This is a genomic window from Shewanella sp. Isolate8 (assembly GCF_022398495.1).
Lineage (GTDB): Bacteria > Pseudomonadota > Gammaproteobacteria > Enterobacterales > Shewanellaceae > Shewanella > Shewanella aquimarina.
Genome location: NZ_JAKEVI010000001.1, coordinates 755,284 through 781,026, shown reverse-complemented (window position 1 = coordinate 781,026; position 25,743 = coordinate 755,284). Strand labels below are relative to the sequence as shown.

The window sequence follows — 25,743 nt, the reverse complement described above, 5'->3', positions numbered from 1 at the left end:
TAAACCCTGACATTGACAGCCATTAAGCAGATTAGCGAACGCAAGCGCGGCAAGATTCAGGCCGCGCTTTTTATTTCATAAGCACCTCTGAGGTGAGCCTATTGCGCCGCTAATGTAGCGCTGTTGCACAGCGAAGAGACTCTGATAAACTGAGCCCTTTGCTGTCGATACTAAGTTAAAAGCCACAAGGATTTGAAATGCGACACTTTTTTCGTGCTCTGAAATGGATCTTATTTACCCTGCTACTCATTCCCGTCGGCGGCTATCTCATCTTGCTGCTAATTAATCTGCAAGATAGCGCGCCATCAGAGCAGGCCAGCGCCTTTCTTAAGCAGGTGAACGCCGAAGAGACCGCCTTGAGTCAGCATCTTGAAAACAATCCTTATCTTTACGCCTTTGGTTTCGATGCGCCGGAAGATGATGACCCCATGGCGGTCGGACTTGAACGCTATCAAGCGCTCAAACAACTTGGAGTTTTAGAAAGGCCAACACAGACTGTCGACGAAAAATTCGAGCTTCCCGAATGGGCTATTTCCAACTGCCTCAAACAAGAAGGCTATCTCGACGAGTGTGCAGCCCTATTCGCCGAGCCAGAGCCTCTTAAGGCCACACTCGATGACTTTGCCTGGCTAATTGAGCGCTACCGCACCCTACTCTCCCTCGGTCAATGGCAAGATGATACCCACTTTAATCCCTATCGCAGCATGGTGTCTTTTAAACATCTTGCTGCTGCAAGGCAATTGTACCTTGTTAATGCTTATTTCAATGGAACGGATCCAGCCTCCCTCATAACCGCCATAGATACAGATATGCAGTTCTGGCAGCAGGCCGCCGAGCGAATCAACATGCTAAGCAATAAATTCCTAGCCATAGACGCGCTCAAGCAAAACATGAAGCTGGGCGAGGTGCTCGTCAGTCAAAAGCGAACAGAGGATGAGGATACTCAAATACCTAGCCTCTGGCTGCAGTCCACCTCAGAAGAAGTGTTGTCACTAAAGCGGGTTAAACGTGGTGAGTGGCACTTCCTAACTAAAGTGAATCAATCATTTGAGGCAGGTGAAGACGCCAGCATCACAGCTAAGATCGCCGAGGCGATGCTTATGCCACTGTTGCAAAAACAGGATACCTCAAACCGCTACGCAGATATCTTAACTGGCAAGGCAAGCATCAAGCAGTGCCCTAACGATCTCTCGCTCTCGACCCTGCAAGAGTACGCCTACAATCCAATGGGTAAATTTATCCTCTGTTCTGGTATTCCATCATTCGAGAGTTACCAGGCTACTGCTAACAAACTGGAATCGCTGCGCGCCGAGCTTGTTACCCGCATAACGACTCCTGCCATCTCAGCAGGGATGGTGACTGAGACCAATGATGAAAAACCTAATGAGAGCTCACCAGAATAACGAGCCTACAGTTTCTTTTTCCGTCATCACAGCTCATCCCCTGACCAGCTTCAGGGGATATAAATGCCAAAAATTTTCAGCGCTAAAATGCTATTCCGGTAGACGATCGAAACCCGGCACAGATTGGAGTTCTTCCCCCCAATTCGCGCGCTCTGCCATAAACAGCTTTGCCGTAGGCATAATGGGTACCTCGACATCCAGACAGCCTGCTGGCACCACGACCAGATTAAACGCCTGCAGCCGATAAGGCATAGGCGAGCCGCACACCTTGCAAAAACATCGCTTGTGCCGAGTATTCGCTACTTGAAAGGTTTGCAGCAAGGCCTCGCCACGCCGCCAGACAAGAGCTAAATGATTGGAAAACAGGTTGGCCCCATGGAGCGAGCCCGAGCCCTTTTGACAGCGGCTACAGTGACACAAATAGAAAGCATCGAAGCGACCCACTAAGCTAAAGGCCACGCCGCCACAGAGACAGCTACCACTATACTCAACTTCCAACCTGTTTTGATTAAGGCTCTCATCATCCATAACCAGTCTCCTCTTGCCTGAAAATGACTAAAAGTTAAAACTGAGCATGCAGTCAGCGCAGTGACAAATCAAATTTTTGCTGGAGTGCCAAAAACAAAAATCCCGATTGTCTCGGCGCGCTCGCCATCGACAGTCGGGACTTTATTTCAACTCAATATGAACTGGGTAAGCCTGTCACTATCCTGCCAGATAGACGATCCCCTGCAGGCACAAAAATGCAAACACTCCGGCGAGCACGTCATCGATCATTATGCCGATACCGCCATGAACCTTGGCATCGAGTACCTTGATGGGCCAGGGCTTGAGGATGTCGAAGAAGCGAAATAGCGCGAAACCAATCAACAGCCAGAGCCAACCAGCGGGGGCGGCGATGAGGGTAATAAGCAGGCCCGCTACTTCGTCCCAGACGATGGCGCCGTGATCATGCACCCCCATATCTTTAGAGGCCTTGTCACAGATATAGAAACCGGCGAGTACGCTCAGCAGGGTCAACCCCAGATACCAACTCAGCGGAAGGCCTGCCATCAACAGATAAAGCGGAATCGCCGCCAGGGTACCGAAGGTGCCTGGGGCCTTGGCGGCTAGGCCTGAACCGAAACCCAAGGCCAGGAAATGAATAGGGTTTGCCAGAGAAAGCTTCTTAAGAACCGGATCGCTCGACCATAACTGCATGTTTAAAAGTGCTCGAAACCAAAGTGTGTTGGAGTGTAGGGTTCGCCGCCCTTGATCAGGCGCAGCTTGTCGCCGGTGGCGATCTGCCCCACCTGAGTAAAGCTTACCCCCGCGTGGGCCAGTGCCGTCTCCAGCGCGCCGCGCTGAGCCTCGGGAACGGTAAACAGCAACTCGTAATCTTCGCCACCGGTCAGGCCATAGCCAAGTGCCACAGATTCATCCAAAGATTCGCGCATCTGGGCCGACAAGGGCAGACGATCGACATCTACTACGGCTCCCACCTGAGACTGTTTAAGGATATGGCCTATGTCAGACACGAAACCGTCGGAAAGATCGATGGCGCTCGAGGCTAATCCTCGCAGCGACTGACCCGCGAGTACCCTGGGCGTCGGGAAATAGTGACGCTGAATAAAGTGCTCTCTCGCCTCACCCTCGATATTAAGCTTGTCACCCAGAATGGCCAGCCCCACGGCGGAATCGCCGAGGCTACCGGTCACATAGATCCAGTCGCCATTCTTGGCGCCGCCTCGGGTTAACGCCTTGCCCTCGGGCACCTGGCCGTTGATGGTGATGGTGATCGACTTAGGACCACGGGTCGTGTCGCCACCAACCAGGGCAACCCCATAATACTCGGCGGCCTCTTTCAGCCCCTGACTAAATTCCTGAAGCCAGCTTTCATCCACCTCAGGAAGCGTAAGGGCAAGCGTCATCCAGGCAGGCTCGGCCCCCATGGCGGCGAGATCAGACAGGTTAACCGCCAGCGCCTTATAACCCAGCGCCTTGGCAGGCATATCGGCATAGAAGTGTACATTCTCAACCAGGGTGTCACAGGAGATGGCAATCACTTTGTTTTCACCAGGCTGGACCAGGGCACAGTCATCACCTATGCCGAGGTGCACATCACGGCGGTTCTGGCCTAGGTTAGCGAAGAAATGATCTATCAGTGTAAACTCTTTCACAGTCTTAAGAACCATAGTAAGGGTTAATCAGCTAGCACACTTTTTAGCGAAGGCAACATCGAGCTAACGAAGGCGACGTCGAGGCTAAACCTGAATATAAAAAACGGCATCCTGGGACGCCGTTTATTGTATCACTTTTTAGCGACTATCTTATCGAGAATGCCGTTAACGAACTTGTGGCCATCTTCGGCGCCGAAGGCCTTGGCCAGCTCGATCGCCTCATTGATGGCGACCTTATAAGGCACATCCTTACGGAAGGTCAGCTCGTAGGTGGCGATGCGCAACACCGCCTTCTCGATAGGCGAAACCTCATCGAACGGGCGCTCGAGGTGAGGCATAATCAACTCATCCAACTGAGCCGACTTGGTCGTGGTGCCTGATAGCAATTCACGGAAATAGCTAACGTCGACGCCATCGATCTTCTGCTCGGTGAGAAATTCATGCTCCACGTCGGCAACATTATTGCCGCTTAGCTGCCATGAGTAGATAGCTTGTACCGCTAGACGACGGGCTTTACGGCGCTCTGAAGGTTTCATCTTGGTTCCTAATCTTACAACTGCTGTTCTAGTTCTTGCAGAACATTGACCATCTCTAGCAGACCAAGTGCCGCTTCGCCGCCCTTGTTACCCGCCTTAGTACCAGAACGCTCGATAGCTTGTTCAATGGTATCTGTGGTCAATACACCGAATGACACAGGAAGGTCGAACTCAAGCGCTATCTGAGCCAGCCCCTTGTTACACTCGCCTGCAACAAAATCAAAGTGTGGCGTACCACCACGGATCACGGCGCCCAGCGCAATGATACCGTCAAATTTACCACTTGCCGCCACACGACGGGCTGCCAGTGGCAGCTCTACGGCACCGGGTACGCGGACAACGGTAATGTTGTCATCGGCGACCTGACCGAAGCGCTTCAATGTATCCACCGCGCCTTCTAGCAGACTTTCAACCACGAAGCTGTTAAAACGTGAAACCACTATGGCCACTTTGGCGTTTTTCGACTCGATATTACCTTGAACTACGTTCATTTATCTTACCTAAATTAGCTTAACAAACCCGGCACGGGAAAAAAGAGGCGGTATGATACCACAGCCTACCGCGTTGATCCCCATGCAATTTAACTCAAATCGATGAATTCCCTACAGAGTAACTTATTCTGCAATATATTCAGTGACTTCCAACCCGAAACCCGACAGCGAATGGTAACGCTTAGGCGAGCTGAGCAGACGCATGCTGGTCACGCCCACATCGGCAAGGATCTGCGAGCCCACACCCACCTGACGTGAGGTGCCCTGCCACGGCGCCGGTGCGCCAATCTCGCCCTTATCTTCCGCCTCGAAGGCCTTAACCTTAGCGATTAGCTCTTCGTTACTCTGCTGATGACCCAGCACCACTAACACGCCGCCCTCATCGGCGATACGCGCCATGGCTTTTTCCAGCGGCCAGCTGCGCTTCTCGTCGCGCTCAGAGTGCAGCAGGTCGTTGAATGTGTTTTGCAGATGCACACGGACCAAGGCGTTAGGCTCTACCTCTCCCTTCACCAGCACATAGTGCAGCTGGTTATCTATGGTGTCGCGGTAGGTGATCATGTCGAACTCGCCGAAACGGGTCGGCAGCTTGCACTTGGCCTCGCGCACCACAGTGGTTTCCTTGGTATTACGGTATTCGATGAGATCTGCGATAGTGCCTATCTTGAGGCCATGCTTCTCGGCAAACACCTCAAGATCCGGGCGACGGGCCATGGTGCCATCTTCGTTGAGGATCTCGACGATCACCGCCGATGGCTCATGACCGGCCAGGCGCGCCAGATCGCAGCCCGCCTCGGTATGACCGGCGCGGATAAGTACCCCGCCCTCTTGGGCCATCAGTGGAAAGATATGACCCGGCTGCACGATATCCGACGGCTTGGCGTCGCGGGCCACGGCGGCCTGCACGGTAACGGCTCTGTCATAGGCAGAAATACCCGTAGTCACCCCTTCTGCCGCCTCGATAGACACGGTGAAGTTGGTGGAGAACTGGGCATTGTTGTTGCTCACCATCAGCGGCAGGTTAAGCTGCTCGCAGCGGGCCTTGGTCATGGTCTGGCAGATGAGGCCGCGACCATATGTGGCCATGAAGTTGATCGCCTCGGGCGTCACCAGGTTGGCGGCCATGATCAGGTCGCCTTCATTCTCTCTGTCTTCGTCATCCATCAAGATAACCATCTTACCCAGACGGATATCTTCGATAATCGCTTCTATGCTGTGTAGTGCCATTGTTAGACCTTAAACTGTTAGACCTTGAAATATTCTTATAGTAAGAGTTATTTAATCTGCTATCGACCGGGATTGCCAGTGTCTATCTTAAAAAGCCGGAGCGAGCTAACAGATCCATGGTGACCTTTGATTCTTTCGCTGGATTTTCCTCTGACTGAGAGAAACTCAGCAGGCGCTCCAGGTGCCGGGCGATCAGATCCACCTCGATGTTGACCCTGTCACCCGCCTTGAGCTCGATAAGCGTGGTTTCGCTGGCGGTGTGAGGCACTATGGTCAGGCGAAAACGCTCGCCGTCCACCTCGTTCACCGTCAGGCTAACGCCATCTATGGTGATAGAGCCCTTATGGGCGATATAGCGCGCTAAGCCCTTGGGCGGCGTCAACCAGAATTCGATCGCCTTGCCGCGATACTGCCTGTCATCCACGCTGGCCACACCGTCGACGTGGCCGCTTACCATATGGCCGCCAAGGCGCGTAGTTGGGGTGACCGCCTTCTCCAGGTTGACCTTCTGCCCCACCTGATAATGGGCAAAACCGGTAAGCGCAACGGTTTCGGCGGAGATATCGGCCACATAACCATCGGCCATCTGCTCGACGACGGTCAGGCACACGCCATTGGTGGCTATGCTGTCACCCAATTTAACGTCACTTAAGTCCAGCTTGCCACTCGCCACGGTCAGGCGAATATCATCGCCGCGACGCTCAATTTTTCTCAGGCTGCCCACAGCCTCGATGATCCCAGTAAACATGACTAACTACTCTTTATCGCTCGGTAAATGATTGTGACTCAATTGAAAGGTAAGGCGTCTGTCGGCGCCGATGCGGCGATCGTCACACAGACGCAGGCCGGGTAACTGTGCCATCTCAGTATAGTCTGGCAGGGCCAGCAGATTGCGTCCGTGGCCGCCTAAGATCTTGGGCGCCTGATACAGCACCAACTCGTCCGCCAGTCCCTGTGCCATGAAGGCGCCGGCCAGTGTCGCCCCAGCCTCCACCATCACACTGTTAACTTGTCCGCCAAGGTATTCGAGCAGCGCCTTTAACGGCACCTGGCCATTCTCGCTGGTCAGTTGCAGTTGACTCACCTGCTCAGGCCAGGCTCTGACGATCTCATCGGGATAGGGCTGACAGCTCACCAAGAGCACGGGGGACTCAGTGTCAAACAGCTTAGCCTTGGCGCCAAGACGCGCACGAGAATCGAGCACGACACGCAGAGGCTGACGAATATCGGCATCCGCTAGCTGCTCGCGCAAATAACCTAGCTCCCCATGTCGTACGTTCAAACTTGGGTCATCGGCCAGTACCGTCTCTATGCCTGTCACTACGGCGTCGAAACGGGCGCGCATGCGCTGCACGTCGCGGCGCGCCTCAGGACCTGTGATCCATTTAGACACGCCATTGGAAAGCGCCGTCTTACCATCCAGGCTGGCGGCCAGTTTGATGCTGACCCAGGGAAGTCCGGTGCGCATCCGCTTCATAAACCCAGGGTTGAGGGCAGCGGCCTCTTCTTGCAGCAGGCCGACCTCGACGCGAATACCGGCATCCTCGAGCATCTTGGTCCCCCGGCCTGACACCTGAGGATTTGGGTCGGTGACCGCTACCACGACGCGGGAAACCTGCGCCTTTATCAGCCCCTCGGCGCAGGGGGGCGTGCGGCCATAGTGGCTACAGGGCTCCAGAGTCACGTAGGCAGTGGCGCCTTTGGCGTTATCGCCCGCCATACGCAGGGCGTGCACCTCAGCGTGGGGGCCGCCGGCGGCGATATGATAGCCCTCGCCCACAAGGGTCTCCCCCTGGACGAGCACGCAACCGACATTCGGATTGGGACGAGTGGTGTACTGGCCCTTGCGGGCCAACTGGATGGCGCGCGCCATCATCTGAGAATCAAATTTGGACCAGGCCATGTCTGGATCGCCATCTCTTGAGAATAATTGGGGAAGCCCCGCTACGCATAATCTAAGACTTGCCCGGTTTGCTCTTATCGTTTTGCAACTTGGCAATCGCCTCGCCGAACTCGGAGACATCTTCGAAGGCGCGGTACACGGAGGCGAAGCGGATATAGGCCACCTTGTCGAGATTGACCAGGTGATCCATCATCAGATTACCTATCATCTTAGAGGTGACCTCGCGCTCGCCCGTGGCCCTTAGGGTAGATTTAATCTTGCTGAGCGCCTGCTCTATCTCGTCCATCGACACGGGGCGCTTCTCGACCGCCCTGAGCATGCCGCCACGCAACTTGTCTTCATCGAAGGGTTGGCGGCTGCCATCTTGTTTCACCACTCTGGGCATCACCAGCTCGGCGCCTTCGAAGGTGGTAAATCTCTCGTGACAAAGCAGACACTCGCGACGACGACGCACCTGATGACCATCGGCCACCAGACGAGAATCAATCACCTTAGTGTCGGTTGCGCTGCAAAACGGACAATGCATTGAGCCTCCAGCATATGCTAATCGGTATCTTGGGGAGCTTTCCCTTGAAATAGATACAAAAATGGCCGCTACCAATATTAAATCAGTAGCGGCCATCGGAGTTTACCCGATTTAACCCTTAAGGTTAACCGTAAACAGGGTACTTAGCGCACAATTCAAGCACCTGGTTCTTCACGCGCTCGATAGTGCCTTCGTTGCTGATGTCATCGAGAATGTCACAGATCCAGTTAGTCAACTCAACCGCTTCAGCTTCTTTGAAGCCGCGACGCGTGATGGCAGGCGAACCGATACGCAGACCCGAGGTCACGAAAGGTGAGCGTGGATCGTTAGGCACTGAGTTCTTGTTTACCGTGATGTTGGCACGACCCAGGGCCGCATCGGCATCTTTACCCGTGATATCTTTAGCGATCAGATCCAGCAGGAACAGGTGGTTTTCTGTGCCGCCAGAAACGACATCGAAACCGCGCTCGATGAAGGTGTTAGCCATCGCCTTAGCGTTAACCACAACCTGCTGCTGGTAAGCCTTAAACTCAGGAGACAGCGCTTCCTTGAAGGCCACCGCCTTACCGGCGATAACGTGCATCAATGGGCCCCCCTGACCACCTGGGAATACCGCAGAGTTCAGCTTCTTGTATAGGTCTTCGTCATTCGCCGCAGACAGAATGATACCGCCGCGAGGACCGGCTAGAGTCTTGTGAGTCGTCGAAGTCACCACGTGTGCGTGTGGCACTGGGTTAGGATAGACACCGGCGGCGATAAGGCCTGCAACGTGGGCCATGTCGACAAACAGGTAAGCACCAATCTTGTCGGCGATCTCACGCATGCGTGCCCAGTCGACGATACCAGAGTAAGCAGAGAAACCACCAATCATCATCTTAGGCTTGTGCTCAACGGCCAGACGCTCCATCTCGTCGTAGTCGATCTTGCCAGACTCGTCGATGCCGTAAGGCACTATGTTGTACAGCTTGCCAGAGAAGTTTACTGGTGAGCCGTGAGTCAGGTGACCGCCGTGAGCCAGGTTCATACCCAGTACGGTATCGCCTGGTTGCAATAGCGCCATATAAACTGCGCTGTTAGCCTGAGAGCCAGAGTGAGGCTGAACGTTAGCATAGGTCGCACCGAACAGTTCTTTGGCGCGCTCGATAGCTAGGTTTTCGACGATATCGACATGCTCACAACCACCGTAGTAACGCTTGCCAGGATAACCTTCGGCGTACTTGTTCGTCAGCTGAGAACCTTGAGCCTCCATCACGCGAGGAGAAGTATAGTTCTCCGAGGCGATAAGCTCGATGTGCTCTTCTTGACGACGAGTCTCTTCCTGGATCGCTTCAAACAGTTGCGGATCAAAGTCGGCGATGTTCATCTCTTTTTTCAGCATTGGTCACTCCAGCTGTAAAGTCTTATTAAGGTAGGGTTGCGCGGTATTCTACAGTGCATTCGATCACAATCCCAGCATTTGCGACATGAAATTAGTTGCGATTCAAGCTGAGAAATGTTCATCAAAATGCCCCTTACAACAAAAGTCGGGCGATTAAGCCCTGTTTTGCCAAGACTCCTTTTTTGCAAGGGACAAAATGGCTGGTTTACAGCCTTTTGAACGAAAACACTGTTTTATTAATCCAACAAAAATGACGGCGCCGGGCCGTCATTTTGCATTAGTAAAGGTAATCAGTAAGGTAATCAATAATGGTATTCGAGTTGCAGCCAGCTACGCAGCTCCGTGTCGTCAAGGCGGCTATAGATGCCAGGGTTGTCGATACCGTGAATTTCGCCGCTGCGATCGATCCGCTCATGGTGCAGACTCAGGGTCAAATCGTCGCTAACGCCATAGCTAAGATAGATCTCATACCTGTCTCTCGCGTCATCAAAATCCAGATCGCTGTTATTGGGGTTCCACTGGGGGGCGCGCTCGTTCTCTTTGTCGTTGATCGAGCTCCAGCGCTGGGACTTAAGCTTCATGCCTAATAGGAGGTTGCGGTAGCTGGCCTCCAGCGACAGATTAAAGGTGTGGCCCCAGGCGTAACCATACTCTCCCTCCCAGAGCACTGATTTAGTGCCCCAGAAATGCCGCCCCTGAGACAGATAATCTTTGGTCGCGAACGGCTTCACCATGGCAAAGTCACCAAAGAGATCGCTGCGCAGATCGATATTGATATCTTGAGTCGACCAGTTGGCCCCAAACGACAGGCCGAGTAGATTGACCACGGCGTAGAAATCTTCATCCAGCTCCAGCCCCAGGCTGGTATATTCCATGCCCGTCGATGGGCCGACATAGAAGCTATGGGACCAGTCGCTTGCCAGTCCCCCGCCTTTATGTTTGCGGCCGTAGCTTGCCAGCAGCAGTTGGGTGGCCATCTGCCACTCCTCCACGCCTTCTTGGGAGACCGCGGTCTCCATCATCATCTCGACCCGGCTCGGGGTGCCGCTCAGTGAATCATACTTTCCTTCGCGGCTGTCGATAGCGGCGCGCATCCCCAGCATCACCATGGTGCTGCTGACGTCCGCCTCGTCCTTGCTGGCATAGCGCACGCCGGTATAGACGGAGAAGCTGTCTTTGGCCTGGCTGCGATCGAACCTGTTAGGGCTCGGGTAGCCAAACCAGCCCCGCACCGCCCGCGAGGGGTTAAACAGGTAGCTCAGGCCGGCGGGCAGCCAGCCCTCTTTGGCGTCCAGCATCTCGGTAAACTGATACAGGCTCTCCCCCAATACCGCGCCGCCCCAGGTGGTGACTATCTGATCGTTGATGCTCACCACTTCCTTATACTCGGCAAACACCTCCCAGATGGTAGAGGCGGCAAAGGTGCCCAGGGTCGACTCGTAATAGTTGAAGCCATGGTTACGAAACGCCTGATAATAGAGGGCGCCGGCATAGGCATGGCCCCAGTTCATGCCGATATCGTTATCATCATATTTCCACGACGCACCTGTAGTCAGCCTGTCGTAGAAAAACTCGGCCGCATTGCCATCGATTTCATAATCGAAATCATCTTCCATGGCCTGTGAGCCAGTCTTATAGAGCAGCTCACCCAGCACCAGCACGGTAGAGATCTCCAGCGTGGCTCCCCACCAGTCCTTCTCGCTAAGGGCATCTTTTTCACTAAGGACACCTTTTTCGCTAAGGGCTTCTTTCTCTACAGAGGCATCTCCATCACTAGCCAGCGCCGCCGACAGTGTCACGGGGCGATCCGTCTGTGCCACTAGAGGCAATGTTTCAACGACTTGGGGCTGAGTATCGGCTAGCGCAGGGGCTGACAATAGTAGGCTCATGCCGCCAAACAGGGAGGCAGCAAAAAATGGGGGGGTGGCGTTCAAGATCGATCCCTTATCTTTGTGGTTATTTTTGTCTTTATTTTTATTGGTGCCCAGGCATCACCGACCGGGCGGCCAGCCTAGGTTGCGCAGATGTTAACAATTTTTACACTGGGTCACAAAACAAAAACGTCTCACTATGAGAGGGGCGACAATGCGAGCTAAAATCTGCCACCGAAAATCCGATTTAAGTTCTAGGGCGATTACAGTAGAATTGCCCCCATTGTTTCGTCAGTGAGTAAACTTTTTTATGGCTCAGTTTGTATACAGCATGCTACGCGTGGGCAAGATAGTCCCGCCGAAGAAGCAGATCCTCAAAGATATTTCCTTAAGCTTTTTCCCCGGCGCCAAGATTGGTGTATTGGGTCTCAACGGTTCGGGTAAGTCTACCCTGCTGCGCATCATGGCCGGTATCGATACCGAGATTGAGGGTGAAGCGCGTCCAATGCAGGATCTTAAGATAGGTTACCTGCCCCAGGAGCCTAAGCTAGATCCCCAACAAACCGTACGAGAAGCGATCGAAGAAGCGGTAAGCGAGGCCAAGAACGCCCTGACCCGTCTCGACGAGGTTTATGCCCTGTATGCCGAGCCAGATGCCGATTTCGACGCCCTTGCCAAGGAGCAAGGCGAACTAGAAGCCATCATCCAGGCCCAGGATGCCCACAACCTGGACAATATTCTCGAACGCGCCGCTAACGCGCTGCGCCTGCCGGATTGGGATGAGAAGATTGAAGTGCTATCAGGTGGTGAGCGTCGCCGTGTGGCCATCTGTCGTCTGCTACTTGAAAAGCCAGACATGTTGCTGCTGGACGAACCGACCAACCACTTGGACGCCGAGTCTGTCGCCTGGTTAGAGCGCTTCCTGCAAGAATACACGGGTACCGTTGTGGCCATTACCCACGATAGATACTTCCTCGACAACGCCGCCGGTTGGATCTTAGAACTCGACCGTGGCGAGGGTATTCCTTGGGAAGGCAACTACTCTTCATGGCTAGAGCAGAAAGACGCCCGTCTGCAACAAGAATCGGCCGCCGAAAGCGCTCGCCAGAAGACCATTGCCAAGGAACTCGAGTGGGTTCGTCAAGGTGCCAAGGGCCGCCAGTCAAAGGGCAAGGCCCGTATGGCGCGCTTCGAAGAGCTGAACACCAACGACTACCAGAAACGTAACGAGACCAACGAGCTGTTTATTCCGCCAGGGCCACGCCTGGGTGACAAGGTGATCGAAGTCAACAACCTGACCAAGTCTTATGGCGATCGGGTACTTATCGACAACCTGAGCTTCAGCGTACCTAAAGGCGCCATCGTCGGTATTATCGGCGCAAACGGTGCCGGTAAGTCGACCCTGTTTAAGATGATCAGCGGCGCCGAGCAGCCAGACAGCGGCAGCATTGAAGTGGGTGATACGGTACAGATCGCCTCGGTGGAACAGTTCCGCGATGCCATGAACGACAAGGCGACCGTATGGGAGGAGATCTCCGGCGGTCAGGATATCATGCGTATCAACAACACAGAGATCCCGAGCCGCGCCTATGTGGGCCGTTTCAACTTCCGCGGCGGCGATCAGCAGAAGATCATCGGCACCCTTTCGGGCGGTGAGCGCAACCGTGTGCATCTAGCCAAGCTGCTCCAGGCTGGCGGCAACGTGCTGCTCCTCGATGAGCCCACCAACGATCTCGACGTCGAAACCCTGCGTGCACTGGAAGAAGCCCTGCTGGAATTCCCAGGCTGTGCCATGGTGATCTCGCATGACCGTTGGTTCCTCGACAGAATCGCCACCCATATCCTGGACTACCGCGACGAGGGTCAGGTGAACTTCTACGAAGGTAACTACACAGAATACTCGACTTGGCTGAAAGAGACCTTGGGCACAGATGTGATTGAGCCCCACCGTCTCAAGTACAAGCGCATCAGCTAACTCGCGCATCTTGCACTCTGGAGCAATTTCAGTAGCGCAAAACACATATAAACGGAGGCTGTAGCCTCCGTTTTTTTATCTTCTCTTCCCAACGCCTGCTCCCCTCATTAAAAGGGGCTAACACGGAAACAAAAGCGTGCTAGGATTGAACGCCTATCCGACAACAACATCAGAATAATAAAAGGATTTGTCTTGAATAGATCACTCTGGCTAATGCCCCTAAACTCGGCACTAAAGACGGCTAGCTTATGCCTGGCCGGTTTACTGCCCCTACAGGTTTTAGCCGCTCAGGCGCAAACTCAGCAAGATACTAAGGCAGTGACTCAAGCCAGTACGAATTCAGGCATTAGCGACGGCCCCTATCTATTTCTCAACCCCAAGGCGGAGATAGCCGATTGGATCTGCGAAGGCGAGCATAAACAGACCCGCGTCAATCAGGGACAGCTGAGTCGCCCCGAACATTGCGATCAGCTCCCTGAGCCCAGCCTGAATCCGCAGGCCACTGAAGTACTGGCCGACAGCTATCAGGGCGTCGATAAGATAGTGGCGCTCAGCGATGTCCATGGCCAGTATGAGGTGCTGATCAAGCTGCTGCGCAGCAACGAGATCATCGATCAGGATAACAACTGGGCCTTCGGCAAGGGCCATATGGTGATGACGGGTGACATGTTTGACCGTGGCCCTCAGGTCAACGAAGTACTCTGGTTCATGTATCGACTCGACAGACAGGCCAAGGCCGCCGGTGGCCAGCTACATCTGCTGATGGGAAATCATGAGCAGATGGTGATGCGCGGCGATCTGCGCTACGTCAATGACAAGTATCAGACGGCCAGTACCCTGCTTAATCGCCAATATCAGGACCTCTACGGCAAAGACAGCGAACTCGGCCAATGGCTACGCAGCAAGCACACTATCGTTAAGATAAACGATACCCTCTTTCTCCATGGTGGCATCAGCCAGGAGTGGGTCGACCGAGAGCTGACACTGGATAGAGCCAACCGTCTCTACCGGGAAAATATCGACAAGACTAAGCCCGAATTAAAACAAGATGAGTTACTTAACTTTCTCTTCTTCGGTAACGGCCCCACCTGGTATCGCGGCTACTTTAAGCCCGACTTCGATACCCAGGAACTGGCCAATATCCTGGACTACTTCAAGGTCAAGCGCATCGTCGTGGGCCACACCTCACAGACGCGAGTGCTTGGCCTTTTCGACAACCGGGTGATTGCCGTCGACAGCAGCATTAAAAAAGGCCTGTCTGGTGAACTGCTCCTCATAGAGAAAGACAAGCTTATCCGCGGTCAGTATGACGGCACACAGACGCCGCTTTAAGCCCGCAAAGCTCAGCCTAAGCTCAGGCTCGACTCAGTCTAGCGCTCCTTCTATTGAAAGACGTGGCGATGGCCAAAAATAAAGCCATCGCCACGTCTAAGCCTCTAAGCCTCTAAGCCTCTAAGCCAAATCCTGAAACCTGAAACCCAAAGCTCCCCTGAATCCGACACAATCTAGCAGTCTAAAGCGACTTAAGAACGAAATGAGAACCTGGCAATTCAAGCCAAGTCCCCTGCTCATTATATTTACCTCCCATCTCCCTGGATAACGAGTCTAATGCGGCGCTTTGGATTAAAAATGTGACTCAATGCCGCAGGATCAAACTTGAGAATGAAATTGATTCTCATTAATGTTAGCCTCAAGCCTGATTCTTCTACCCTGCCACTCGCACCTTTCAGAATGGCGCCATAACAAAAGGTAATCATCTAATGCGTCGTCTCCTATGGAAATGGCACGGCTGGCTCGGACTCCTCGCCGCCGCGCCGCTATTTATCATCGCCCTGACCGGCAGCGTCTTGGTGTTTAAGAGCGAACTCGAACACCTGTTGATGCCTGAGAAGGTGCTTGCCACCGATGATAGCCGCCTGAGCTTTACCCAGCTCCTGAGAGCGGCAGACCAGGCCTTGCCGCAACATGAAATTCTTGGCTGGCAGTTTGCGGCTCGCGCCGGCGAGGCAGACAAGCTCTATGTGGCCAAGCAGGGTACCTACGACTGGCAGATCCTGTTTGTCGACCCAAGCCAAGGCAACTTGCTAAGCCAGCCCGTCGACCTGAGTCACTACCTGCTGGATTGGCTCCTAGAGCTGCACTACACCTTACTGGCGGATCATCTGGGGCTAGCCGTTACCGCATTAATATCTGTCTTGCTGATATTGCTTTCGTTATCTGGATTTATACTACACCGTCAGTTTTGGCGAACCTTTTTTACCCTTAGGTGGGGCAAGAGTCTGCGCCTGTTTCTCAGCGATAGCCACAAGATGCTGGGGATAGTCGGCGCGCCGCTGTTTCTAATCCTTGGCTTTACCGGCGCCTGGTGGAACATAGCGCACATCTTAGAAGAGTGGGATGAGGTAGATCCTAAGACACTCGCCATCACCCAGAGCTACTACAACAAGCAGCTGGATTTCGATGCGCTATTGACTCAGGCAAATCAAGTTATCCCGGGCTTCGAGGCCCATTATGTACGCTTTCCCGACAAGAGTTATCCCGGCATCCACCTTTTTGGCGCCGCAAGAGACAGCGGAGCGCTTCGCAGCGACTATGGTTCTATCGTCAGTTTCGATGATAAAGCGGGTCGCCTCACCGCCAGCGTGGATGCCACTCAGGCCGACGTACTTTACCAATTCGTCGACAGCTTTCGTCCACTGCATTACGGCCATTTCGGCGGGCTTATCAGCAAAATTATCTGGTGTGTGGTGGGCTTTTTTCCGAGCCTGATGGCCCTCTCCGGTTATTTGATGTGGCAGACCCGGCGCAAACCGCAAACAAGGCGCCGCACTAAGCAAACACAAGGCAAGACTTCGAAGGAGCAGGTGTTGGCCCGATAGGATAAAAAAGGCCGGGTGATCACCCGGCCTCTTGATAAGGATTCGATAGCATTTAGCCTTCCATGGGCCAGTTATGCTCTAGCATGCGTCCCTGGCTGGTGCTAAATGCATCCTCTTTTTTGACACACTCATAGACACGTTTCACCAGCATGGGTTTACCGTCTGTGTGGGGCAAGGCGGGCAACTCACTGCCAAGGAGCTGCTTCTTATACTTTGACGCCTTGCTGGGCTGCCAGGAGAAACGCACCAGCACCTGCCCCTTATTGGTGTCGATGAAACACTTGTAGTCTTCACGGGGCTCCGCCTGCAATGGCCCGGCCATCACACAACCAGCAACTAACGCCAGCAAAGTTAATTTATTCACGCTAATTCTCTCAATCATTCTCTTTATCATCTCACGCCTCGGCATCTCTTGGTCGAACAGCATCACCTACTCGAACTGCATCCCTTACTCATCAACTGCATCAACTACTCGCTATAGTAGTAGAGCTTTTTGGCGCGCAGACGACCACCTATACAGCGGTTATTCCCGGCAGGGCATTCGTCATCGGGGTTAACTTTCTCCATCTTCTCGGCGGCATTACCTATGCCGATAAGATACATATAGGCATTACCATTCTTTCCTTGGCCACCTTTATTGTCGGCAGGGATCACCAGCTGAGGTGTGTCTAATACCAAGTTGCCCGCCTCGATCTTGGTTGAGGTGTAGGTTCTGGTACCATATTGAAGATTAAAGCTTCTTAAATATCCCTTACCTGAGCTCAAACACTGATTAGTATCCTTGGAATTACCAGGAACGAAAGTCGTAAACAACACCTTACCCTTGATAATGGCAGCCGGTGACAGGTTCTTCTCACCTTTATCGGGAAATTTGAAATACCAACCCAGTTTCTTACCGATAGCCAACTTATCGGGCGTGATCTCCGCTGCTGACTTGGTATTTTCATAGAGATCGCTGATGGTCAAAGCCGCTGGCGCCTTAGGCCTGCCTGTACCGCCAAAGGTCTGAGACACCACGTTTCTGTCTTGCAGGACGAAGAGGATATCCTCTCGGGAAGTATCCGACGGCGCCGCCCTGTGACCACTGCCCACCACCACGGCATCGTAAGGCACATTCTGACTTGTGGTCACCCTTGTATTCTTGCCATTGACCGTATGATCAACCACAGAGACGTTATTAATCAAGGTCTGTGCCACAGCAGGCGCCGAGTAGAAACGACGATTCTGCAGCAGCGACTTTCCACCTAAATCGGCAAACTTAAAGGCAGACCAGCTGGCCTTATCCGCCCTTGGCATATCCATGCGCCAGACGCTACCGCCGGTATCAACCGCATAGATACGGTCGGTGTTGCCATCACCGTCGGCATCGAGTACCGCCACACCGCTGGGAATGCTGTCCTGAATACCTGGCAATGCCGTTCCGCCACCGACGCCAAATTGATGGATGAGTTTGCCCGTATCGGCATCGACGATAAACACGCCGCGTCCCTTATTATCCTTGGTTCCGACACTCGTGCTATCCTTACCTGCCGGCGAGTAACCGGCGCCGAAGATGAGCACGGGCTTATCCGTGCCGCTGGCGCTACGAATCGTGGTCACTACCGGCGTCGACCAGGATTGTCCCAGCTCACTCAGGCCTGGTGAGCTGGCATCGATACGCCACTTGAAACTTGGCGAATCAGGGTTACTGATATCCAGGGCATAATAACTACCACCACCACGGCGCATGCCGAAATAGAGCCAGGCTTTTTCTACGCCCGAGGCGCCATTTTTCACATAGGCCACGGGAGAACCGTCGACACCATAGACTGAGTGCACGCCCGTCGGCACATTGTTTCTCAGGGTCTGGATATTTGGCAGCAGTTCATAGGGCATGAAGGCCCAGCTCTCGCTAACCTCATTGGCAGTGGTGTCATCCTTGAACATATGCATGAAACCATGGTTGGTGCCAACCAAAATACGAATATCTGGGCTGGACTTACTGCCGAAGTTCAATGCCAGAGGCTTAGAGTGCAGGGCATCGCCCATGATGTCGCTGCGCCAGTTCTTGGTGGGATTGGCAATGCTAGACAGGTTCTTCTCGTTGTCCACATCCAGTCCCTTGGCCCAGTCGAAGAGTTCTTTCAGCTGACTCTTATCCACCCCCATGAAATTAGCCAGGTCATCCTTACCACCTGCCTTACTGGCCGCCGCCGACAGACTGAGCTTGTCCATGCCGCCCCCCAGATTACTGTAGAGGGTTCGACTATCTGCACTCTGCATGGCCGACAGCACGCCGCCCTTGCGCACATCGTTGCCATCGCCGCAGAGCTTCTTGGGCGTCCAATAGGAACAGGCACTGTCTTTAATATTGCCGTCTTCGCCGATCGCCAGATTACCCTCGGCGTCGAGCACCTTGCCTTCGGAGTCGACTCTGAACTTCTTGATATTACCCGTCCAGCGCGGCCCCCTGTCCGGCAGAAACATGGAGTAATAGGCATAGTTAAAGGTCTGGGTGCGGTTAAAGTTGTTACTGGCCACAGAAGGCGAGGTGAAGCTGGCGCTATTGGCCAACACCTCATTCACCGCCTGTTGAATCGAGCCCTGTAGCTTAGTGGTATCGGTGGCATCGAAATAGCTTCCGCCCCCCTTGCTCGCCACCTTCTTAAGCAGAGCTTCGGCCTTCTTTGCCCCCTCACTGAAGCCAATGGTGTGGGTGATCACATGTTGATCACCATCCACTTTATCATTCACATCGTTGCGATACATCCAGCTTGAGAGTGCACTCATGTAACTGGTGCTGTGCTTATCGACACCTTGGGTCAACGGCTTTACATACTTGTCTGCTGCGCTATCTAGGGTCGGTTCACCGTCTGTAATATAGACGATATAGGCGTTGTTCTGACACTTCTTGAAGGGGCTTTGATAGGTTTTTGTTTTCTCAAACAGCGCATTGGCGTCAAAGCCAGGGTTCAGTTTGGCGTTATACGACCATCCTCTACCTCGATAGTTTTTATCATCATCGCCAAAGCGCATAGGCTTTCCGGCGAAGTAGAGATATGCCTCGTAGAGGGTTTCGCAAAGAGGAGTATTCCACGCCCCCTCGATTTTCTGCACGCCTTCGAGAAGCTTCACTTTTTCTTCTGACGAGAGGGTCTTAATCGCTTTGATGATACGGCCACCGTTACGGCCATTCTTCTCGGTATCGTCCGGGCCATTCATGTTAAAAATCGCCAGACCGAAATCCACTCCTGGCGTGGTTAAAATAACGTTTTTTATTGCATTTTTGGCCAAATCCATTCGAGTTATATTTTCCGTTGCCTTCTTACTGTGATACCAACGAAGGTAATCCTCGGTATACACAGTCAGCACCCGCCCGGTACCAAAGCCTGTGAGCTGCGACAACTCTTTGGCTCTCTCCTTGACACTCTCATCAGAACCCTCGCTTGCTGGGGTATATATGATTGGCGTGGTGGGCGAGCCTTGACTATCGATCGGCAAGCCTTTAATCAATCCACTGGCATTGAGATACTTGCCATCTTGAATGTCTTCGTAACAGTCCACCGCCTTGGCATTCAGGCCGTTGTTGTCGCCAAACTCACGCCAGGCACCGTTGGCACCGCTGAAGGTATACTTACGGAAGAAACCGGTGAATACGCCATAGTCGTTGAGCAACTCCCAAGAGCTCTCACAGCCGTTAATGGACGCGGAAAATTTACGGCGCTCGTTAGGATCATAGGGATTGGGCAACTTATTCTTACCCTGATCGCCCTTAACATAATAGAGCATCCCTTGCTGGCCATTATTAACACTGGAACTACCACCAGCCCCCGGCTTATAAGGCACATCCACATCATAGACTGTGGTGCCCATACTGCCTGAGTTATCGAAGATAAGCAGGATCTGTGGCCTGGCACCCGTTCGTGCACTCGCCTCATAGACATACAACTCGGTATCATCGGCCCAAGAAGAGGCCGAGAGAAGACTCATGATGGCAGTCAACAGAGCGACAAGGGGTTTAACAAGCTCTCCCTTTCGCTGCATGATGATATTTGCCAGAGCAGACTGACCAGCGCGCAAAATATCCATTTCACTAAACCTATTACTTCAAATTCTTTTTAATTTTTTAAATGACCCCTTATCCCACTTTCATGGCTCATTGCCTAAATCCGCTATAGCTAGAGGCTATCAACCAAATGCAGACTTTCAGGCAGCGAAACACTAGCCTTAAGCATGAATTCAGCCAGTTAGGATGAGACAAAAGTGCGACAGAAAGCGGATTTAACACCCCATCGATACAAAATGCAACATTTTTAACCAAATTGAATCATGCAAACAGGAGGATCGTCGAATTTCGAATGAATAAGAGACTCGGATAACAGAAATGCTATTTTATTGACACTGGAATGACCAGTTTAATAAAAACACGGCACCAGACTAAAGTAAAAAATCAACCAATAACTAATACATTGAATAAAAGGAATTTTTCACAAAAATACTGGCGTTAACCTAACAAGTTATCTGCGCCAAACCAGATGAAGATGAGCGTCGTATAAATGACACCCGCGTCATCCTGGCTCGTTGAGTGAATATTTAGTCTATATGGCGCAAAAAATATTCACCTTTTATTTAAGATGCAAATTTTTCAACTTAATGACAATATTTACTCATCGCAAAATATGAAATAAATCTAATAAAACCTATATGACCTAAATAGGTCATCATTCGATGCTATTGGCAAAGATTTACCCTCCTCTCTTAAGCAACTCTCTTTTAAACCTGTATAGCGTTCAATCGACGCTGCTGAATAAGAGATGCCCAATTGATTGTAGAGTGGTGCACTTATTATCTGAATTCAGCGGAAGTTAGTTTATTTAGCCACTGTTTGCCCCGTCGCCCATCAGCCGCGCCAGCCTCGTCTTCACGGACAAGGCTGGCGGATGATTTAGGCGCCTGTCGCCTGCTGTTTGGCGATAGCATGCTCTAACTGTTCGGCTACAAAGCCGGGTGATCGGGTACGACCGGAGATCAACCGATACATGGCGGGGATCACCAGTAGGGTCACCAGGGTCGCAAATGCCATACCGAAGAACACCACAGTGCCCACGGCGATTCGGCTCTCGGAACCGGCGCCGCTCGATAAAATCAGGGGCACGGCCCCCACCAAGGTAGTAAAGGCCGTCATCAGGATCGGGCGCAGGCGGCGCGCCGAGGCGTCTAATATCGCACACTCCAGTGAGGCCCCCCTATCCCTGAGCTGGTTGGCAAATTCGACGATCAGGATGCCATTCTTGGTCACCATGCCGATCAACATGATCATCCCTATCTGGCTGTAGATGTTGAGCCCGACGCCCATCAGATAGAGACCCATGAAGCCACCGAAGATCCCCATGGGTACAGTCAACATCACCACCAGAGGGTTGATAAAACTCTCGAATTGCGCCGCCAGCACCAGGTAGGCCACCAGCAACGCCAGGGCAAAGACCAGCATGACGCTACTCTGGTTTTCCTTAAAATCCTTGGACTCACCCGTGTAGCCGATACTGATATCGCCAGGCAAGATCTCAATCGCCTTGGCATCGAGAAAATCCAGCGCCTCGCCTAAGGTGTAGCCCTCTCCAAGATTGGCCTTGAGGGTGATCGACTTCTGCTTATTGGTATGACTCAGCTTGTGCGCCGAGGCCACCTCCTCGACATGGGTAATGGCATCTAAGGTGATCAGTTCGCCGTTAGCGGCGCGCATATAGATCTGACTCAGATCCGCCATGCTGTTGAAGCTCTCCTCCTTTCCCCTCAGATACACGTCGTACTCTTCGCCACGCTCAATGAAACTAGTCTCACTGCGACCCCCAAGCATCACCTCCAGCGTCTGAGAGACCTGGGCGACGCTGATCCCCAGCTCAGCGGCGCGCTGCCTGTCCACACTCACCACCAGCTCAGGCGTGGTTTCGGCATAGTCGAGGTCCGCGCCGGTCACCATGGGCGAAGCATCGGCAATCGCCTTAAGCTCGCTGGCCCACTTAAACAGCTCATCATAGTCGCTGCCCCCCAACACAAATTGGACCGGCTCACTAGACTGCCCCCTAAAGCCGGGTAGCATGGGCCGCACCATCACATCCGGGATCCCCTTAAGCGCCTTAGCCACTATGCCCAATGCCTGTTGCGCATTGATGTCACGGGCCTGCCAATCTTCCAACTGCATGATCACAAAGCCGGTTTGATCGCCGGCGCGTCCGCCGAATGCCGGCGCCTGAACGCTGAAGGATTTGATCACTCCCTGGCTCAGCAGTGGCATCAGTCGCTGCTCGACGATATCCATGTTAGCCGTCATCCGGTTATAGCTGGTGCCCTCGGCGCCCTTCACGAAGGCGAAGATCACCCCCCTGTCTTCCTGAGGGGCCAGCTGCGCCGGTACCTGCTTCATCAATAGACCACTGCCAAAAACACAGGCGATGATCACCACAGGCGCCCCCAGGCGAAAACGCACCGCCCAGGCCAGGCAGCGGCGATAGACGGCCTCCAGCCTTGAGAATCCTGCGTCCATCAGACGGTTAAGGGCATTAGGCTCATGCTTACGCTTGAGTAACTTGCTACCGAGCACTGGGGTCAGGGTGAGCGCGATCACCGATGAGAAGATCACCGCCATGGCGAGCATCACGGCAAACTCGGTAAACAGACGTCCCACCATGCCGTCCATGAATGAGATTGGCAGAAACACCATCACCAACACGGCGGTGGTCGCCACCACGGCAAACCCCACCTCTCTGGCCCCCTTATAGGCCGCTAGAATAGGCGGCTCTCCTCGCTCGATATGATGGAAGATGTTCTCGACCACTACTATGGCATCATCCACCACCAGGCCTATGGCTAAGATAAGCGCCATCAGGGTGAGCAGGTTGATGGAGTAGCCGAGGTAGTTGGCGGCGATGAAGGCCGAGATCAAGGAAACCGGCACTGTCACCGCCGGGATCAGCGTCGCCCTCGCCTGACCAATAAACAGGTAGAGCACCAGCACCACAAGGGCGCCGGTGATATAGAGGGTGTTGTACACCTCGCCGATCGACTGGTCGATAAACACGGTCGAGTCATAGTCCACCGACAGCTGTGTCCCCTCGGGCAGAAACTTCTGCAACTTGTCCACCTCCTGATGCACCCGCTGCGCCACCTGTAGCGGGTTAGCATCGGACTGTGCCACGATACCCAGGCTGAGGTTAGGCACGCCGTCACTCTTGAAGGTAGAGTTCTCATTCTCGGCGCCGATAAACACCTTGGCGACATCCTTAAGATAGATGGGGCTGCCGTCGCTGGCGCTGCGCACCACCAGATAGTCGAAGTCCTCGGGATGCAGATAGAGTCTGGCGGTGCGTACCGTCATCACAGTGGTGTCGTTACGCACCTCGCCGCCCGGGCTCTCCACATTCTCGCTGCGCAGCGCATTGCTAATATCTGTGGTGGTCACCCCACGCCCGGCCATCAACTTGGGATCCAGCTGCACATACATCACCTTGTAGAGGCCGCCGGAGATATTGACCGAGCTGACCCCGGTTATCAGGCTAAACCTGTCTTCCAACACCCGCTGGGCATAATCGGTCAGCTGAGTCCTGTCCATGGTGCTGGAGCTAAGGTTAATGTAGACAGAGGGCTCGCCCGAACCATTGTCTTTAGAGACGATCGGCTCGTCCGCCTCGTCGGGCAGGCGGCGCTGTGCCCTGGCCACGGCATCGCGAACATCGCTCACCCCCTCGGTCAGGTTCCAGTCGAGATCGAAGCTGATGGTGATGCGCGACATGCCGTTGCGGGTCACTGAGGTGATCTCATCTATGCCGCTTATTCCCGTCAGCTCATCCTCGAGCACAGTGGTAATTTGACTCTCCATGATGCTGGCCGAGGCGCCGCTGTAGGTTGTCATCACAGTGACCACAGGGCTCTCCACGTCCGGCATCTCACGCACCGCCAGTTTGGAAAAACTCACCAGACTAAACACACACAGCAACAGGCTTAGGACGATCGCCACCACAGGGCGTTTCACCGACAGATCCGACAGCAACATTAGCTCTGTCCTCGCGTGAGTTCAGCTTCGCCCGTCTGGGCCTCTGATAGCCGTCCCTCGCCCGAGCTGTCGGCCAGCTGGCTGGCCTCGACATCCTCTACCTTGATGCCATCACGCATGTTTACCAGCCCCTTGACCACTATGGTGTCCCCCAGGGATAAGCCATCATCGATCAGCACCTGATCGTCAATACGCGCCCCCAGGGTCACCCGAGTGCGGTGGGCGATATTGTCGCTACCCACCACATAGACGAAACGTTTGGTGCCGGAATACTCCAATGCCTGAACCGGTACCACGGCCTGGGTCACGGGGTCAAAATTGAGCCGCGCCGAGATCAACATGCCGGGCCTTAGCCGATGATCCGGGTTATCGAAATTCACCCTCACCTTGAGATTGAGGGTCTCAGGATTGATCCTTGGGGCCATGGCCACCACCTGACCATGAAACTCGGCGCCAGGCCAGGCACTGCTGCTGGCCACCACAGGCATACCCATATAGATCTGCGACAGATAACGCTCGGGGATCTGCAGATCCAGGCGCATGCTGGAGAGATCGTCCAGGCTTACCAACTCACTGCCGACACTCACCAGCTTGCCCAGACTAAAGTCCACCAGCCCCACGACGCCATCGAAGGGCGCCTTAAGCGTGTGATAGTCCAAATCCGCCTGTGCAGCCTCTAGCCTGGCCTTGGCGATATCGACACTGGCCAACTGGGCATCTATCTCGGTCTGAGTGATGGCGTGCTTACCTATGAGTCGCTGGTATTCGCCTAATTTGCGCCGCTCGTCATTGAGATAGGCCTTGGCCTCGGCCAGGTTTGCCTTGGCCTTGGCATCTTCGAGACGCACCAATACCTGTCCCTGTTCCACGGCCTGATTATCACTTAAATTGATCGCCTGCACCTTACCCGCCACCTCGGCGGCGATCTGTACCGAGTGATTGGCGGCCAACTTACCCACTAACGACAGGTGCTGCGCCACCTGGTGGGCCTCAACCCTGGCACTGGCGATAGGCACGGCTCTGTTATTAAGGGCTCTGATATTAACGGCCCTGGCATTAACTGCTGTGGCATTAGCGCCTTTGGTGCTTGCTGCTGTGGTATTAGTCGCTTTGGTGTTAGTCGCTTGTAACGACTGCCCCTCAGCCTGCTTGTCGGCGAGGGCAAAGGTGAACAGCACGGCCAGGACTAGCAGGCCAAGAGGAATAAACAGGTATTTCTTATCCATTGGGACGGTATCTTATCCATGGGCTTTTCGAGTGCCCCTATTGTAAAATGGCGCCGTGGCTTAGAGGGTAAAGCAATGTAAAGCTGCGCAAAGCGTCATACTCATTGATTAACAAGAGTGCAAACAGGTATGTCGGCCAA

At 53.6% G+C, this 25,743-nt stretch carries 19 protein-coding genes; 4 read left to right on the top strand and 15 right to left on the bottom strand.

The features are described 5' to 3' along the window. Positions 1–197 precede the first annotated feature (197 nt). Positions 198–1,403: a hypothetical protein gene (locus tag L1D43_RS03350; RefSeq protein ID WP_239849948.1), complete on the top strand. Its 1,206-nt coding sequence runs from the start codon at positions 198–200 to the stop codon at positions 1,401–1,403. Positions 1,404–1,493: 90 nt separating this feature from the next. Here the strand turns inward: L1D43_RS03350 and L1D43_RS03345 are convergent, their stop codons facing one another. The 11 genes from L1D43_RS03345 to L1D43_RS03295 form a co-directional block, all read right to left on the bottom strand. Next, positions 1,494–1,931, bottom strand: a complete 438-nt coding sequence (locus L1D43_RS03345) for a GFA family protein (RefSeq protein WP_239849947.1) — start codon at positions 1,929–1,931, stop codon at positions 1,494–1,496. 177 nt (positions 1,932–2,108) lie between these two features. After that, positions 2,109–2,603 (bottom strand): phosphatidylglycerophosphatase A, encoded by a 495-nt coding sequence (locus L1D43_RS03340; protein ID WP_239849946.1) that lies wholly within the window; start codon positions 2,601–2,603, stop codon positions 2,109–2,111. Between the two features lie 2 nt (positions 2,604–2,605). Continuing rightward, a complete protein-coding gene (gene thiL, locus L1D43_RS03335) occupies positions 2,606–3,562 on the bottom strand; it encodes a thiamine-phosphate kinase (protein WP_239849945.1) in 957 nt (318 codons plus the stop codon). 131 nt (positions 3,563–3,693) lie between these two features. Further along, positions 3,694–4,098: a transcription antitermination factor NusB gene (gene nusB / locus L1D43_RS03330; protein WP_011864993.1), complete on the bottom strand. Its 405-nt coding sequence runs from the start codon at positions 4,096–4,098 to the stop codon at positions 3,694–3,696. 14 nt (positions 4,099–4,112) lie between these two features. Then, entirely contained in the window at positions 4,113–4,589 is a 477-nt protein-coding gene (ribE, locus tag L1D43_RS03325) for a 6,7-dimethyl-8-ribityllumazine synthase (RefSeq protein WP_011864992.1), read from the bottom strand. Between the two features lie 123 nt (positions 4,590–4,712). Next, entirely contained in the window at positions 4,713–5,816 is a 1,104-nt protein-coding gene (ribBA, locus tag L1D43_RS03320; protein ID WP_239849944.1) for a bifunctional 3,4-dihydroxy-2-butanone-4-phosphate synthase/GTP cyclohydrolase II, read from the bottom strand. A gap of 82 nt (positions 5,817–5,898) precedes the next feature. Then, complete coding sequence (locus L1D43_RS03315; RefSeq protein WP_239849943.1) at positions 5,899–6,564, bottom strand: riboflavin synthase; 666 nt, start codon at positions 6,562–6,564, stop codon at positions 5,899–5,901. Positions 6,565–6,570: 6 nt separating this feature from the next. Beyond that, complete coding sequence (gene ribD / locus L1D43_RS03310) at positions 6,571–7,719, bottom strand: bifunctional diaminohydroxyphosphoribosylaminopyrimidine deaminase/5-amino-6-(5-phosphoribosylamino)uracil reductase RibD (protein WP_239849942.1); 1,149 nt, start codon at positions 7,717–7,719, stop codon at positions 6,571–6,573. Between the two features lie 52 nt (positions 7,720–7,771). Beyond that, positions 7,772–8,245, bottom strand: a complete 474-nt coding sequence (gene nrdR, locus L1D43_RS03305; protein WP_041510466.1) for a transcriptional regulator NrdR — start codon at positions 8,243–8,245, stop codon at positions 7,772–7,774. A 124-nt stretch (positions 8,246–8,369) separates the two neighbouring features. Further along, entirely contained in the window at positions 8,370–9,623 is a 1,254-nt protein-coding gene (gene glyA, locus L1D43_RS03300; protein WP_041510465.1) for a serine hydroxymethyltransferase, read from the bottom strand. A 302-nt stretch (positions 9,624–9,925) separates the two neighbouring features. Beyond that, a complete protein-coding gene (locus tag L1D43_RS03295; RefSeq protein ID WP_239849941.1) occupies positions 9,926–11,557 on the bottom strand; it encodes a DUF3943 domain-containing protein in 1,632 nt (543 codons plus the stop codon). A 247-nt stretch (positions 11,558–11,804) separates the two neighbouring features. On the opposite strand from L1D43_RS03295, the gene ettA reads away from it, so the two are divergent. The 3 genes from ettA (at position 11,805) to L1D43_RS03280 (ending at position 16,348) form a co-directional block, all read left to right on the top strand. Beyond that, positions 11,805–13,469: an energy-dependent translational throttle protein EttA gene (gene ettA / locus L1D43_RS03290; protein ID WP_041510464.1), complete on the top strand. Its 1,665-nt coding sequence runs from the start codon at positions 11,805–11,807 to the stop codon at positions 13,467–13,469. A gap of 213 nt (positions 13,470–13,682) precedes the next feature. Further along, a complete protein-coding gene (locus tag L1D43_RS03285; protein WP_239851027.1) occupies positions 13,683–14,801 on the top strand; it encodes a metallophosphoesterase in 1,119 nt (372 codons plus the stop codon). Between the two features lie 428 nt (positions 14,802–15,229). Beyond that, on the top strand, positions 15,230–16,348 hold the full coding sequence (locus L1D43_RS03280) for a PepSY-associated TM helix domain-containing protein (protein ID WP_239849940.1): 1,119 nt from the start codon (positions 15,230–15,232) through the stop codon (positions 16,346–16,348). 52 nt (positions 16,349–16,400) lie between these two features. On the opposite strand, the gene L1D43_RS03275 is transcribed toward L1D43_RS03280, so the two are convergent. From L1D43_RS03275 to L1D43_RS03260, 4 genes are all read right to left on the bottom strand, one after another. Continuing rightward, the gene (locus tag L1D43_RS03275) at positions 16,401–16,712 is read right to left on the bottom strand and encodes a TapY2 family type IVa secretion system protein (protein WP_239849939.1); all 312 of its coding nucleotides are present in this window, start codon (positions 16,710–16,712) and stop codon (positions 16,401–16,403) included. Between the two features lie 104 nt (positions 16,713–16,816). Continuing rightward, on the bottom strand, positions 16,817–20,416 hold the full coding sequence (locus L1D43_RS03270) for a PilC/PilY family type IV pilus protein (protein ID WP_239849938.1): 3,600 nt from the start codon (positions 20,414–20,416) through the stop codon (positions 16,817–16,819). A gap of 856 nt (positions 20,417–21,272) precedes the next feature. Further along, positions 21,273–24,377, bottom strand: coding sequence for a multidrug efflux RND transporter permease subunit (locus L1D43_RS03265; RefSeq protein ID WP_239849937.1), 3,105 nt, complete (start codon positions 24,375–24,377; stop codon positions 21,273–21,275). After that, complete coding sequence (locus tag L1D43_RS03260; RefSeq protein ID WP_239849936.1) at positions 24,377–25,603, bottom strand: efflux RND transporter periplasmic adaptor subunit; 1,227 nt, start codon at positions 25,601–25,603, stop codon at positions 24,377–24,379. Before L1D43_RS03260 ends, L1D43_RS03265 begins: the two co-directional genes overlap by 1 nt. Positions 25,604–25,743: the final 140 nt, after the last annotated feature.

Excerpts from the sequence above, each read along its gene's own strand:
- L1D43_RS03315 (WP_239849943.1), bottom strand. The coding sequence starts at position 6,564 with ATGTTTACTGGGATCATCGAGGCTGTGGGCAGCCTGAGAAAAATTGAG.
- L1D43_RS03345 (WP_239849947.1), bottom strand. The coding sequence starts at position 1,931 with ATGGATGATGAGAGCCTTAATCAAAACAGGTTGGAAGTTGAGTATAGT.
- L1D43_RS03260 (WP_239849936.1), bottom strand. The coding sequence starts at position 25,603 with ATGGATAAGAAATACCTGTTTATTCCTCTTGGCCTGCTAGTCCTGGCC.
- ribE (WP_011864992.1), bottom strand. The coding sequence starts at position 4,589 with ATGAACGTAGTTCAAGGTAATATCGAGTCGAAAAACGCCAAAGTGGCC.
- ribBA (WP_239849944.1), bottom strand. The coding sequence starts at position 5,816 with ATGGCACTACACAGCATAGAAGCGATTATCGAAGATATCCGTCTGGGT.
- L1D43_RS03270 (WP_239849938.1), bottom strand. The coding sequence starts at position 20,416 with ATGGATATTTTGCGCGCTGGTCAGTCTGCTCTGGCAAATATCATCATG.
- L1D43_RS03340 (WP_239849946.1), bottom strand. The coding sequence starts at position 2,603 with ATGCAGTTATGGTCGAGCGATCCGGTTCTTAAGAAGCTTTCTCTGGCA.
- nrdR (WP_041510466.1), bottom strand. The coding sequence starts at position 8,245 with ATGCATTGTCCGTTTTGCAGCGCAACCGACACTAAGGTGATTGATTCT.
- L1D43_RS03280 (WP_239849940.1), top strand. The coding sequence starts at position 15,230 with ATGCGTCGTCTCCTATGGAAATGGCACGGCTGGCTCGGACTCCTCGCC.
- ettA (WP_041510464.1), top strand. The coding sequence starts at position 11,805 with ATGGCTCAGTTTGTATACAGCATGCTACGCGTGGGCAAGATAGTCCCG.
- nusB (WP_011864993.1), bottom strand. The coding sequence starts at position 4,098 with ATGAAACCTTCAGAGCGCCGTAAAGCCCGTCGTCTAGCGGTACAAGCT.
- L1D43_RS03350 (WP_239849948.1), top strand. The coding sequence starts at position 198 with ATGCGACACTTTTTTCGTGCTCTGAAATGGATCTTATTTACCCTGCTA.
- glyA (WP_041510465.1), bottom strand. The coding sequence starts at position 9,623 with ATGCTGAAAAAAGAGATGAACATCGCCGACTTTGATCCGCAACTGTTT.
- ribD (WP_239849942.1), bottom strand. The coding sequence starts at position 7,719 with ATGGCCTGGTCCAAATTTGATTCTCAGATGATGGCGCGCGCCATCCAG.
- L1D43_RS03285 (WP_239851027.1), top strand. The coding sequence starts at position 13,683 with ATGCCCCTAAACTCGGCACTAAAGACGGCTAGCTTATGCCTGGCCGGT.
- L1D43_RS03265 (WP_239849937.1), bottom strand. The coding sequence starts at position 24,377 with ATGTTGCTGTCGGATCTGTCGGTGAAACGCCCTGTGGTGGCGATCGTC.